This is a genomic window from Terrisporobacter hibernicus (assembly GCF_020809405.1).
Classification (GTDB): domain Bacteria; phylum Bacillota; class Clostridia; order Peptostreptococcales; family Peptostreptococcaceae; genus Terrisporobacter; species Terrisporobacter petrolearius.
The window spans coordinates 2,334,144-2,348,761 of the sequence record NZ_CP081135.1; the positions used below are offsets into that span (position 1 = coordinate 2,334,144).

Genomic DNA, 14,618 nt, shown 5'->3' on the forward strand with positions numbered 1-14,618 from the left:
TTTTTTCTCTTTTATTAAAATGAAAGGAAGGGTGAGTAATAATGAATATAAATTTAATAATAACAGTAGTGCTAATTCTAATCATTGTTGTGATGAGTATAAGTTGTGTAAAAGTCATACAACAATCCACAGTTGGTATCGTAATGAGATTAGGGAGATTCCACAAAAAAGCAGATACAGGTATTCACTTTTTAGTACCGTTTATTGATACTTTAAGTCGCCGAATTGACCTAAGAGAGAGAGCTGAGGACTTCCCTCCACAGCCAGTAATAACAAAAGATAATGTCACAATTCAAATTAATACAATTGTGTTTTATCAAATCACAGACCCAGTTAGATATGTATTTGAAATAGCAAATCCAATATCAGCTATAGAAAATTTAACAGCAACAACTCTTAGGAATATAATTGGAGATTTAGATTTAGATGAAACATTAACATCAAGAGATTTAATAAATTCTAAAATGAGAGTTATATTAGATGAAGCTACAGACAAATGGGGTATCAAGGTAAATAGAGTGGAATTGAAAGATATAGTGCCACCTAAAGACATACAAATCAGTATGGAAAAGCAAATGAGGGCTGAGAGAGAGCGTAGGGAATCAATCTTACAAGCAGAAGGAGATAAGGCATCTTCTATCTTAAGAGCAGAAGGAAATAAACAATCAGCAATACTTAACGCAGAGGCTAAAAAAGAAGCCATGGTCAGAGAAGCCGAAGGAGAAAAAGAATCTCGCATTCTAATGGCACAAGGTGAAGCAGAATCTATAAGACAAATAGCACAGGCTAAAGCAGAGGGTGAAGCCACTATAATTAAAAATGTATTCCAAGCAATGAAAGAATCTGATATTGATGATAACATGTTAGCACTTAAGTCTATGGAAGCTTTAGAAAAACTTGCAGAAAGTGATTCTACTAAACTTGTTCTTCCATCAGAGACAGTTAATTTCTTAGGTTCGTTTAAAGGAATTAAAGAAGTATTAAGTAGCCATAAAAATAATAAATAATTAATTAATTAAAATACTCTAAAGATATATATCTTTAGAGTATTTTTTTATGTTGGGAAATTCTAATTCCATTTGCGCTGTTTATAAGCCCTGAAATTAAGTTATATTAACTTATTTAGAGAATGTAAAAATGCATTTTTTAGAAGGTTGTTGTCTGAAATTTCATAGGGCCTGCTAAGCTGATTTTTTTATTGTGAATATGTACATTTAAAAAAATATATATGGGAATTTTCACCTGCTTAATATACAATTAATCTTAAAAAAAACTAATTGTTAGTGTTAATGCGAATTATAAGTCGTATTAAGTAAAGTAAAGAATTTGTTAAATTAGTAATAAAAAAAGGGAGATTCATATTTTAATAGAAGTATAAGTATAATAAGATACATAAAATATTAGCCTTTAGGGGGGATTAAAATTAAATACTTAGACATAATTACAAAAGAAAAAATAGACAATTTTATTTTGGGAAATTCTTTAGATAGTTATAAATTTCTTGGGAATCATAAAGCAGAGTATAAAGGGGAAGTTGGGAATTCTTTTTCTGTATGGGCACCTAATGCACAAGGGGTCTATTTAGTAGGTGATTTTAATGAGTGGAATGAAACATCTCATCCTTTAGAAAATATGTATGATAGTGGTATTTGGTCAATATTTACTACTGATTTAGAGGAAGGCGATGTTTATAAATACAATGTCATAGGGTGTGATAATGTAAGTAGATTAAAATCAGATCCATATGGTACTTTTTCTGAATTAAGACCTAAAACAGCATCAATAGTATATGGAAGAACAGATTATGATTGGAAAGATGAAAAATATTTACAAGAGAAGAATAAAAAGAGACTTAATAATGAGCCTATGAACATATATGAGGTCAACCTAGGTTCTTGGAAAAGAAAATGGGATGGAGGATTTTTTTCCTTTGAAGAATTATACGAAATGATTGATTATGTAAAAGATATGGGCTATACACATATAGAATTAATGCCTATAACAGAGCACCCCTTAGATATGAGTTGGGGATATCAGACAATAGGATATTATGCATCTACAAGTAGACATGGCAAACCAGACCAATTTAAAGCCTTTATAGATAAGTGTCATGAAAATAATTTAGGAATTATACTGGACTTTGCGTATAGTCACTTCTGCAAGGATGTTCACGGTTTATATAGATTTGATGGTTCACCACAATTTGAATATGCAGATCCACTAAAGGCAGAAAATCTAGGATGGGGAACAGTTCATTTTGATTTAGGAAAACCTGAAGTTAATAGTTTTTTATTATCAAATATAATGTATTGGTTTAGAGAGTTTCATGTGGATGGAATTAGAGTAGATGCTGTTAGCTCTATTTTATACTTGGACTATGATATAGGTGATTGGAGACCAAATCAATATGGAGGAAGAGAAAATATAGAAGGAATAGATTTTCTAAGACGATTAAATGAAGTTGTTTATGAAAATATAAAAAATCCATTAATTATAGCTGAGGAATCAACATCATGGCCAATGGTTACTTCACCTACCTACTTAGGTGGATTAGGATTTAGTCATAAGTGGAATATGGGATGGATGAATGATACTTTGAAATATATGGAGATGGATCCTGTATATAGAAAGCATCATCATAATTTAATAACTTTTTCATTTATGTATGCATTCTCAGAAAACTTTATTTTACCACTATCTCATGATGAAGTTGTTCATGGGAAAAAATCATTACTGGATAAAATGTCGGGAGATGAATGGCAAAAATTTGCTAGTTTAAGATTGTTATATTCCTATCACATGATACACCCAGGGAAAAAACTACTGTTTATGGGTGGAGAATTTGGTCAGGGGCTTGAATGGAGATATGCTTATGGCTTAGAGTGGCAATTGTTAGACAGAGAGCAACACGCTAAAACAAAAACCTTTGTAAAGGACTTAAATCATTTTTATATAGCTGAAAAATCTTTATATGAGGTAGATAATTCCTATGAAGGATTTGACTTTATTGATCCGCATAACGAAGAAAAAAGTATAGTTACATTAATGAGAAAAGGTAAGGATGAAAAAGACTTTATTATAGCTGTTTTAAATTTTACACCTGTTGTTTATTATGATTACAAAGTAGGGGTTCCTTACTTAGATACATATGAAGAAGTTTTAAATAGTGATGATGAGAAATACTGGGGATCGAATCAAACTATGAAAAATGCTGATTTAGTTGCACTAGACGAGAAGTGGCATAATAAGCCTTACCATATAAAGATAAAAGTACCACCATTAGGAGCTACATTTATAAAACTTAAAATAAATTAAGAAATTAATTGAACTTGAAAAGGGGGAATTTGAATGAAACAAGAGATGCTAGCAATGATTTTAGCTGGGGGGCAAGGATCAAGACTGGGTGTTTTTACAAAAAGAATAGCTAAACCAGCAGTATCCTTTGGGGGAAAGTATAGGATTATAGATTTTGTTTTAAGTAATTGCTCTAATTCGGGGATAGATACAGTTGGAGTGCTTACACAATACAGACCAAGAATATTGAACTCTCATATAGGAATGGGAAGTCATTGGGATTTGGATAGGATAAATGGAGGAGTTTATATACTTCAACCATATATGAGTGAAAAAGAAGGTCATTGGTTCAATGGAACGGCTAATGCAATATATAAAAATATGAATTTTATAGATGATTATGATCCAGAATATGTATTAATTTTATCTGGGGATCATATTTACAAAATGGATTATAGTAAAATGTTGGAGTTTCATAAAGAAAAAAAATCAGAAGCTACAATAGCAGTTATAGAAGTTCCGTGGGATGAGGCCAGTAGATTTGGAATAATGAATGCAGATGATGATAAAAAAATATATGAATTTGAGGAAAAGCCTAAAAATCCGAAAAGTAATTTAGCATCTATGGGGGTATATATTTTTAATTGGAAAAAGCTAAAAGAATATTTTTTACGAGCTAGAAATACTAAAGAATGTTTTGATGATTTTGGAAAAGATGTGATTCCAGCTATGCTAAAAGATAGTCAAGAAATGTATGCATATCCTTTTAAAGGATATTGGAGAGATGTAGGTACTATACAAAGTTTATGGGAAGCGAATATGGATTTAATAAATACTCCAGATGCTATAGAGTTAAGCAACTCAAATTGGACAATATATACAAATACTATGGATCTTCCACCACAATATATTGGCCAAAATGCCAGTATAAAAGAAGCTTTAATAGCAGATGGTTGTTCCGTATTAGGAACAATCGAAAATACAATTTTATCACATAAAGTTGAGGTTGGAGAAGGAAGCATAATTAGAAATTCTGTAATAATGCCTAATGTTACTATAGGAAAAAATGTAATAATTGAAAAGGCTATGGTAGCAGAAGGTGCAGTAATTAATGACAATGCAGTGATAAAAAGTGATACAAATGAAATAAGTATTGTATCAGAGTATGAAGTAGTTCGTGCTGATGAAAAGGTTGAAGCTTAAAGGGGGGAGTATATTATGAAAAATAAATGTATGGGATTAATTAATCTTGATAAAAAAGGAAATCCAAATATAAATATATTAAATTATGCAAGACCATTAGCATCTACTCCAATTGCAGGTAGATATAGAATTATAGATTTTGTTTTATCTAACATGGTAAATTCGGATATTACTAATGTTGGAATTTATGCTAAAGAAAAATACAGATCCTTAACAGATCATTTGGGGAGTGGCAAGGACTGGGATTTAAGCAGGAAAAAGGGTGGACTTTATATTTTTAGTCCAGAAAATACAAAACATAATAATAATTACGGATTTAGAACAGGAGATGTGTACTCTATATTAGCAAATATAGATTACATAGAAAAAAGTAAAGAAGAATATATACTTATTGCACCAGGATATATGTTGTGTAGCATGGATTATAAAGAAGCCCTTAAATATCATAAACAATCAAAAAATGATATTACTGTTATATATAAACATGTGACCAATGCAGATGAAGATTTTTTAGGTTGCATGACGTTAAATCTGGATAGCAATGATAGAGTTTTGAATATAGGAGGCAATATAGGAGCGTTTCCTAGTGCCAACATATCTATGGAAATTTATATTATGAAAAGAACGGATTTTATTAAATGTATATATAAAATAGCAAGCTTAGGAACCCATTCATACTTTGAAGACTATATTAAAAGAGAAATTTCTAATATACAAGTTGGAGGATTTGAATACAAAAATTATTTGAAGTGTATAAACTCAATTCAAAGTTATGCTGAGGCAAGCAAAGAAATATTAAAAAAGGATGTATCATCAGAATTATTTAACTTGGAAAGGAAGATATTTACTAAGGATAAAAGTCAAGCACCAACCATATACATGAAAAATGCTGATGTAAAAAATTCCTTCGTGGCTACAGGGTGTAAAATTGATGGGACTGTTGAAAATTGTACATTATTTAGAAAAGTTGAAGTAGGAAGAGGCGCAATACTAAAAAATTGTGTAATAATGCAAAATTGCAAAATAGAACCAGGAGTAGTTTTAGAAAATGTTATATTTGATAAAAATATTAGTATTTCAAAAGGAAAAGAGCTAAAAGGAGATAAGGACTACCCTATGGTCATAGAAAAAAATCAGAAGCTTTAGTAGTAAAAGGGGGAAAATTAATGAAGATACTTTATGTGACGGCAGAATGTTGGCCATTTGTAAAAACTGGAGGATTAGGAGATGTGTCCTATGCACTTCCTAAGGCTCTAAAAAAGGAAGGTGCTGATATAAGGGTTATAATGCCAAAGTATTCTACTATACCAACATATTTAAAAGATAAATTTAAACCAATTGCAGAATTTAGTGTAAAAGTAGGATGGAGAAATCAATATTGTGGCATAGAAACTATGGAGTTGGACGGAGTTACATTTTACTTCATAGACAATGAATTTTATTTTAAGAGATCTGATGAACCAAGTATATATGGGCATGGTGATGATCCAGAAAGATTTGCTTTCTTTAGTAACGCAGTATTATCATCTATGGAAAAACTGAACTTTTATCCAGATGTAATGAATTTGAATGATTGGCATACAGGAATGATTCCATTATTACTTAAAGAAGATTATGGGCATCTAAAAAAATATAAAAATATAAAAACTGTTTATACTATACACAATTTACAGTATCAAGGAATATTTAATAAAGACATGATAAGAAATGTTTTTGATATATCTTATGATTATTTTAATAATGGTGATATAGAGTTTTACGGAAAAGTTAATTTTATGAAGGCTGGCATTGTATTTGCCCATAAGGTTACAACGGTAAGTAAAACTTATGTAGAAGAAATACAGACACCTTTTTACGGAGAAGGACTAGATGGACTGTTAAAATCAAAATCATATAAATTGGAAGGTATTTTAAACGGTATAGATTATGACTTAAACAACCCAGCTACAGATAAGGCTATATTTGAAAAATTTGATGTTAGTTGTATACACAAAAAACTCCAAAATAAGATAAAGTTGCAAGAAATCCTAGGGCTAGAAGTTAATCCGAACATTCCTTTAGTAGGTATTGTATCTAGATTAACTTCACAGAAAGGTTTAGATTTAATTAATTATATGATGCCTGAAATTATGAGAGAAAATTTACAAATGGTTGTACTTGGAACAGGTGAACATCAATATCAGTCTATGTTTAATTATTATAATTCAAATTTTAGTAATAAATTATCAGCAAGAATTACTTTTGATAGTGCCTTTGCACAACAAATTTATGCAGCATGCGATATATTTTTAATGCCATCTTTATATGAACCTTGTGGTATAGGTCAAATGCTTGCCATGAGATATGGGTCAATTCCAATAGTAAGAGAAACTGGTGGACTTAAAGACACTGTAACTCCTTATAATCAATATACAGGAGAAGGAAATGGATTTAGTTTTACTAATTACAATGCTCACGAAATGTTCTTTACCCTTCAAAAAGCAATTACATTGTATCAAGATAAAAGTATTTGGAATAATTTAATTATAAATGCAATGAATACAGATAATAGTTGGAAGAAATCAGCTCAAGACTATATGAGAATATTTAATGGCTTAATAAGCTAAAGGGGCGATTTAATGATTACAATAAATAAAAAACGATTTAAAGAACATTTCAGAAGAAAAATGAATAACTTATATGCTCAAACCCTTGAAGAAGCAAGTAATGAAGAACTTTTTAATGTACTTTGTTATGTTATAAAAGATATGATTTCAAAAGACTGGGAAGGTAGTAGAATATATCAAGAAAAGGCAGTATTTTATTTTTCCATAGAATTTTTATTAGGAAGACAATTAAAATCAAATTTATTAAATCTTGGATTTGAAAATACTGTAAGGCAAGGTTTAAGTGAATTGGGAATAAACTTAGATGAGATAGTTGAGTCAGAGCCAGATCCTGCATTAGGTAATGGAGGGTTGGGAAGATTGGCAGCTTGCTTTCTTGATTCCATGGCTTGTGTAGGCATCAGTGGTCATGGATATGGAATAAGGTATAAGTACGGATTGTTTGAGCAAAAGTTTGTAAACAATTCTCAAGTTGAAGTTCCAGATAACTGGCTAATAAATAGTTCTTATTCTTGGGAAACAGTTAGACCCAATAGAGCATTATTAGTAAAATATGAAGGAAAAATTAATTTTGAAGAAGATGATGAAGGCAATCTTAAAGTTATTCATAAAGATTATATTCCAGTAATGGCAATGCCTTATGATATACCTATAATTGGTTATGAAAATGAATGTATAAACACACTTAGAATATGGAAAAGTGAAATACCAACAAGAGATTTTGGAAAATCATCTTTACATGCTAAAAATCAAGCTGCTAGTTATGAAGATGCACTAAAATATAAATATTATGCAGAGGAAATTTCTCAAACTTTATATCCAAATGATTCAAACTATGCAGGACAACTGTTAAGATTAAAGCAAGAGTATTTCTTTGTAAGTGCAGGAATTCAAGATATATTTAGAAAATGCAGAAGATATAAAATTACACCACAAGATTTACCCAATAAAATTGCTATTCATATAAATGATACTCATCCAGCATTGTGTATACCAGAGATGATGAGAATATTATTAGATGAAGAAGGATTGTCCTGGGATGAATCATGGAACATAACTATTAAAGTAATGTCTTATACAAATCACACAATATTATGTGAGGCAATGGAAAGATGGTCAGAAGATATTATGAAAAAACTTCTACCAAGAATGTATATGATAATTGAAGAGATTAATAGGATATATGTTAATAATTTAAGAAAAAAAGGCTATAGTGAAGAGAAAGTTAAAAGAATGGCTATTATGTATGATGGTGAAATTAGGATGGCTAATTTATGTATAGTATCAAGCTATAGTATAAATGGTGTAGCACAACTTCATACTAAATTGCTAAAAGAAGAAGTGCTAAATGATTTTTATGAAGAAGAACCATATAAATTTAATAATAAAACAAATGGAATAGCCCACAGAAGATGGCTTATAAGTTCAAATCCTGAACTAGCCAACTTAATAATAGAATTGATTGGGGATAAGTGGATAAAAGATACATCTCATTTGAAGGAATTAGAAAAATTTGTGGATGATGAAAAAGTATTGAATAGATTAGAAAAAATAAAATTTAATAATAAGGTAAGACTTGCTAATTATATAAAAGAAAATAACAACATAACAATAGACCCTAACTCTATATTTGATGTACAAGTGAAAAGGCTTCACGCTTATAAAAGGCAACTTATGAATATTTTACATGTACTTTGTTTGTATCATGAAATACTGGATAATGGGGATATTGAATTAGATATTCAACCCCGAACTTTTATATTTGGGGCTAAGGCAGCACCAGGATATTATTTAGCAAAATGTATAATAAAATTAATAAATTGTGTTGCTAATTTAGTAAATAATGACCCTAGGGTAAAAGACAAAATCAAAGTTGTATTTATAGAAAATTATGGTGTATCACTAGCAGAAAAGATTATACCAGCAGCAAATGTAAGTGAACAAATTTCAACCACTACAAAGGAAGCATCAGGAACTAGTAATATGAAGTTTATGATGAACGGAGCATTAACACTGGCAACGTTAGATGGAGCTAATGTGGAAATATATCAACAAGTAGGAAAAGAGAATATGTTTTTATTTGGACTTAGTGCTAAGCAGGTATTAGATTATAACAAATATGGTGGATATTCATCGAAGGATTTATATCACTCTAACAAGTTACTAAGACGAGTTGTAGATGATTTAGTTAATGGTTTTATACCTGGACTAGGAAAAGAGGGTAGGGAAATTTATGATGCTTTAATAACTTATAATGATGAATACTTTGTTCTCAGAGATATTGATGAATATGCTGAATCACAACAAAAAATAAGCAATCTTTATAAAGATAAAATGAAGTGGAACAAAATGTCTCTTATAAATATTGCTAATTCTGGGATTTTCTCTAGTGATAGAACTATAAATGAATATATAGAAGATATTTGGTTTAAAGGGTGTGATGAGGATGTGCAAAATAATATCATTTAACTCCTGGGATGAACACTTTAAGGCTCCTTTTGGAGCCTTAGATGTTAACCAGGGAGCTGATATTAAAGTTAGTGCTAGCAAAGAGGTATACAGTATTTGTTTAGTAATAACAAAAGAAGATGAAAATTTAAATAGTAAAGAAATAAGACGAATTTTATTGAATAAAAAAGAAGAACACATATACCAATGTAAAATAGATCCATTACTAATTCCGGCAGTATACTATTATTATTTTGAAGTTGAAGCTGAACAGGATGGACATAATAAAAAAATTTTTTATGGGAAAATGAATCAAAATGGTGAAGTATGTGAATATGATTTTGACAACCTAAATAAATATCAATTAACAGTATATGAAGAAAGTAAGGCTCCAACTTGGTTTAAAGAAGGTATTTTATATCATATATTTGTAGATAGATTTAATAATGGTAATAGAACTGGAAAACCAAACAATCCAAAGAAAAATAGTTTTATATATGCAAATTGGGAAGACGATCCAATGTATATAAAAGATGAAAATGGAGATATCATAAGATGGGATTTTTATGGAGGTAATCTTAAAGGGATTATTAACAAGTTAGGATATCTTAAAAAGCTTGGAGTTAGTATTATATATTTAAGTCCAGTTTTTGAATCATCTAGCAACCATAAATACAATACAGGAGATTACAAAAAGATTGACCCTATGTTTGGTGACGAAGAAATATTTAAAGAGTTAATTAAAAAAGCTAATGAAAAGGGAATGTCTATAATACTTGATGGTGTATTTAGTCATACAGGTGCTGATAGTATTTATTTCAATAAGTTTAACAACTACTCTAGCAAAGGAGCTTATAATGATGAGGACTCTCCTTACAGAAGTTGGTATACTTTTGATGATTCAAAGGTTGGGTACAAATGCTGGTGGGGAATTAAAGATTTACCAAATGTAGATGAATTAGAACCTTCATATATGGATTATATAATTAAAGATGAAGAGAGTGTTTTAAATAAATGGACTAAAATTGGAGTTAAAGGATGGAGATTAGATGTAGTAGATGAATTACCAGATGAATTTGTAACTGAATTTAAAAAAGAGTTAAAAAAATCTAAAACAGATTCAGTTTTAATTGGAGAAGTTTGGGAAGATGCTTCTAATAAAGTTAGTTATGGACAACGTAGAAACTATCTTTTAGGAAAACAGCTTGATTCAGCCATGGGTTATCCATTTAGAAAAGGAATACTATCTTTCTTAAAGGGAGAAATAGCTTCATATGAACTTACTGATTTGTATATGGAAATGAAAGAAAACTATCCACCAGAGGCATTTAAATCAAATTTGAATTTATTAGGGACTCATGATGTTAAAAGAGTTAAAACAGAACTTAATAATGATAAAGATATGATTAAACTTGCAGTATTAGCACAAATGACTTTTGAAGGGGTACCGTATATTTATTATGGCGATGAAGCAGGTCTTGAAGGAGACAAAGATCCAGATAACAGAAGAACTTATCCATGGAAAAATGAAGATAATGAGATGATGGATTTTTATAGAAATTCTATTCAAACTAGATATAGAGTGAAATCATTATTAAATGGTGAAACTAATTTTATTTATACTAGGGATAATGATGTTTTTGCTTATGAAAGATCACTTAATGAAAAAGATGAAGATAATTGTTTAATAATTATAAATAGAAGTGAAGATTACAAATGTATAGATTTTGATTTTGGGTGTGATTTATTAGATGAAATAGGAATAAAATATACTCCTGGTGATTATGGCGCTACTTTGGAAAAAGAAAATGGTAAATTCGTAGTAGACATTAGACCAAAATCTTTTATTATATTTAAAATGAAAAATATTCAAAATGAATTATTTGAGTAATTATAGAAAAAATGTGTAGATTATTGATAATCTACACATTTTAACCTGATAAGATGGTTGAATGAGAAAAGTAATGTTTTATTAAAAAGGAATCTCACTTTCGGATATATCACCATCAAAAACTTCATCTGTAAAGATTTCTTCATTATTAAAGGTATTTTCAGTATTATTATTTTGTTTAAAATCTATAAATCTAAACAAGTCACAGTTTACTGTGATAGACTTTTTATTTTCTCCGTTTGGAGATAAATATTTATCTACTTTAATTTTTCCCTCCATATAAACTAATCTACCCTTAGTCATATACTCGCTAAAAACTTCTGCTTGTCTATTCCATATTTCGCAATTAATAAAGTCAGTATCGTGTTCTCCTTGAGCATTTTTATAATCTCTATTAACTGCCAATGTGAATTTTGTAATAGGTATATTATTTTCACCTATATATTTTAAATCTGGATCTTGACACAATCTTCCTACTAGTATGACTTTATTCATTTAAAACCTCCATATTTTTATGTAATTTATTAAAATTATAGACAAACATAAGTTCGAATATACATATATTAAAAAGAAAATTTTATTTTTTTGAATAAGGAAAAAAATGTAAAAAAGTGATATAATTAAAATAATGATGAGAGTTAAAATCTATGTTAATTTAATAGAGAATTGAAAATGAGGGGTTTTTATTATGAAAAAGGATATTTATAGAAATATAATAAGAAATAGTAAAATAGCTTACTTAATAATAAATAGTAAAAAGAATAATCATAATAAATACATTGGCATAGAGGTATTGGAGCAAAACAAAGAATTTGAAAAAATTTTTAAGCTGTTAACAGAAAATAATGTATTTGAAAAAGAAGTAACAGAATTAATAGTAAATAATTGGATAAAAAATAAATTTAAAGGAGAAGAATTTGACCAATTTGTAAATGATATAATTAAAAATGGTCATAAGAATATAGAGTATACAGTTGAGATAAATAATAAAACTGTAATGATGGATATATATTATTTAGAAGAGTATTTCATAGTAGTATTTTCTATGAGTTACAATATGAGGTATGATGAAGAAGATTTCATAATATACAATTGGGCAAAAGACTTAAATGGAGTATATATAGATGTATGCCCAAATTGTGATGATTCAAAATTAAAGGATAAAAAAACAACCACTGGAAAAAGAGATTTAGACTTATGGGAAACGTCTGATGTTAGGAAATTTAGACAACAAGAAAACAACGTAATATCAAATAGAAATGTAAAAACTTTCTACCAAACATTAAGAAAAAAGGACGGCACTAAAATCTATTTAGAATCAACCATATGGCCTATAATAGATGATAATGATAATATAATAGGAACAAGAGGCTTTAGTGTAGAAATTAATGATAAGTTAGTTTTTGAAAAAAGCTTAGAAGAAAATGAAGAAAATTTTAGAGAGATAACTAAGTATTCTGATTCAGTGTTTATTATTAGAGATAAGGAGAGGGCAACTTATGTTAGTCCTGCCTTTAGAAATGTATTTGAAGATAGCCCAGAAGACTTATATAAAGATTTTGACAAGTTATATGAATATTTTAAAAGAGTAGAATGGAATGATCAAAATATAGATTATGAATTTGATGAATGTAACGAAGGTACTGGTAAAGTTAAATTAGATAATGGAAAAGAAAAATGGATTTGGTATAAATTTTTGCCAATAAAGGACTCAAAAGGAAATATATCAAAAAGAGTAGGTATTTTAACTGATGTAACAGAAAAAAAGAAGATAGAAGAAGAAAAAAATCAACTTAAATTAGATTTTTTTGCAAATTTATCTCATGAATTGAGGACACCAATCAATCTTATATCGAGCACAATTCAATTGATCAAATTAAATTTAACAAAATTATCACCACAAGACGCTAATAAATTTTATAAATATATGGATATAATGGAGATGAATAGCCTAAGGCTTGTGAGGCTTATAAATAATTTATTAGATTCAACACGAGTTGAGGCAGGATATATTAGTTTTAATCCTATTAACGCAGATATAGTAGCATTTATAGAAGACATATGTGAATCTATTGTGGAATTTACAGAATTTAATAGTATGCACTTAATTTTTGATACAAATGTTGAAGAAGAAGTAGTACTATTTGACCAAGATATTATAGAAAGAACCATGCTTAATTTATTATCAAATGCAGTTAAATTTAATAAAAAAAATGGAAATATATATGTAAATTTATATATTAAAGCAGATAAAATTAAGATTAGTGTAAAAGATGAAGGAATTGGAATACCAAAGGAAAAAGCTAATTGCATATTTGAAAGATTTGAACAAGTTGAAAGTAGAAATAGAATGGAAAAACAGGGAAGTGGTATAGGCCTATACTTGGTAAAATCTTTAGTAAGTTTGCATGGAGGAACTATTAATGTTAATAGTGAGGTTAATCAAGGAAGTGAATTTATAGTCGTTATACCTAGAGAATTATTAAATAATGGTGAAGAACTTATCATACAAAAAAAAGAAGAAGTAAGATATAGCAGAGCAAATATAGAGTTTTCGGATATATAAGTATAAACACATTATTAATTAAAAATTAATAATGTGTTTATTTTTTTTCATCTGTGTGTTTTATAACTAATCTCATTAGAAAAAATACTGGAATAGTTGAGAAAATAGGTGCTATTATAGGCGCTATAGCTTTACTTAGACCAAATGTGTTAACTAATGATAATATAACACCTAGGTTTAAAGCATATTCAAATATATATACTAAGAAACTTAGTAAGTATTTTTTTAAAGAGTATTTTTTTTCTTTGAATGTGTATCTAGAATTTAAATAATAAGAAGCAGTAATGCTTATAACGCTAGTAATCGTATATGCAATTAAATAATTAATTTTAAAAACTAGGTATAGGGTTAGGTAAAATAGCTGAGCAACTGCAAAATTTGCAGTACCAATAATATTAAATTTTATATATTCTATAATTTTATCTTTATATAGTCTAAACTTTTCTACAATTGTATTCTTTATGGCAAACACATCTTTCACATCCTTCACGTCTTTAAAAAATAGTTATTTATATTCTATTTCATTCTATATCATTATTATGTTCATTGACAAAATAAATATAAAGAACTATATTTATTTTGTAGATATATCCATTATTAGGGGGGAAAG

Annotated in this window: 10 protein-coding genes; 8 read left to right on the forward strand and 2 right to left on the reverse strand. The window is 28.7% G+C overall.

The features are described from left to right. Positions 1 to 41 precede the first annotated feature (41 nt). From JW646_RS11545 to JW646_RS11575, 7 genes are all read left to right on the forward strand, one after another. The gene (locus tag JW646_RS11545) at positions 42 to 1,007 is read left to right on the forward strand and encodes an SPFH domain-containing protein (RefSeq protein WP_228415256.1); all 966 of its coding nucleotides are present in this window, start codon (positions 42 to 44) and stop codon (positions 1,005 to 1,007) included. A 433-nt stretch (positions 1,008 to 1,440) separates the two neighbouring features. After that, positions 1,441 to 3,315 (forward strand): 1,4-alpha-glucan branching protein GlgB, encoded by a 1,875-nt coding sequence (gene glgB / locus JW646_RS11550; RefSeq protein ID WP_278280875.1) that lies wholly within the window; start codon positions 1,441 to 1,443, stop codon positions 3,313 to 3,315. A gap of 33 nt (positions 3,316 to 3,348) precedes the next feature. After that, positions 3,349 to 4,497 carry a glucose-1-phosphate adenylyltransferase gene (locus JW646_RS11555; RefSeq protein ID WP_074919814.1) on the forward strand — a complete coding sequence of 383 codons (1,149 nt, stop codon included), beginning with the start codon at positions 3,349 to 3,351 and terminating at the stop codon, positions 4,495 to 4,497. A gap of 15 nt (positions 4,498 to 4,512) precedes the next feature. Continuing rightward, positions 4,513 to 5,643, forward strand: coding sequence for a glucose-1-phosphate adenylyltransferase subunit GlgD (gene glgD, locus JW646_RS11560; RefSeq protein ID WP_074919813.1), 1,131 nt, complete (start codon positions 4,513 to 4,515; stop codon positions 5,641 to 5,643). Positions 5,644 to 5,663: 20 nt separating this feature from the next. Continuing rightward, positions 5,664 to 7,103, forward strand: a complete 1,440-nt coding sequence (gene glgA / locus JW646_RS11565) for a glycogen synthase GlgA (RefSeq protein ID WP_206925581.1) — start codon at positions 5,664 to 5,666, stop codon at positions 7,101 to 7,103. 12 nt (positions 7,104 to 7,115) lie between these two features. Beyond that, positions 7,116 to 9,572, forward strand: coding sequence for a glycogen/starch/alpha-glucan phosphorylase (locus tag JW646_RS11570; protein ID WP_228415257.1), 2,457 nt, complete (start codon positions 7,116 to 7,118; stop codon positions 9,570 to 9,572). Beyond that, positions 9,550 to 11,442 (forward strand): glycoside hydrolase family 13 protein, encoded by a 1,893-nt coding sequence (locus JW646_RS11575; RefSeq protein ID WP_228415258.1) that lies wholly within the window; start codon positions 9,550 to 9,552, stop codon positions 11,440 to 11,442. Before JW646_RS11570 ends, JW646_RS11575 begins: the two co-directional genes overlap by 23 nt. Positions 11,443 to 11,523: 81 nt before the next feature. Here the strand turns inward: JW646_RS11575 and JW646_RS11580 are convergent, their stop codons facing one another. Continuing rightward, positions 11,524 to 11,937: a single-stranded DNA-binding protein gene (locus JW646_RS11580; protein ID WP_148558264.1), complete on the reverse strand. Its 414-nt coding sequence runs from the start codon at positions 11,935 to 11,937 to the stop codon at positions 11,524 to 11,526. A gap of 193 nt (positions 11,938 to 12,130) precedes the next feature. Here JW646_RS11580 and JW646_RS11585 point away from each other — a divergent pair, with 193 nt between their 5' ends. Further along, positions 12,131 to 14,008, forward strand: coding sequence for a sensor histidine kinase (locus JW646_RS11585; RefSeq protein WP_074919808.1), 1,878 nt, complete (start codon positions 12,131 to 12,133; stop codon positions 14,006 to 14,008). Between the two features lie 37 nt (positions 14,009 to 14,045). Here the strand turns inward: JW646_RS11585 and JW646_RS11590 are convergent, their stop codons facing one another. After that, a complete protein-coding gene (locus JW646_RS11590; RefSeq protein WP_228415259.1) occupies positions 14,046 to 14,498 on the reverse strand; it encodes a GtrA family protein in 453 nt (150 codons plus the stop codon). Between the last annotated feature and the right edge of the window lie 120 nt (positions 14,499 to 14,618).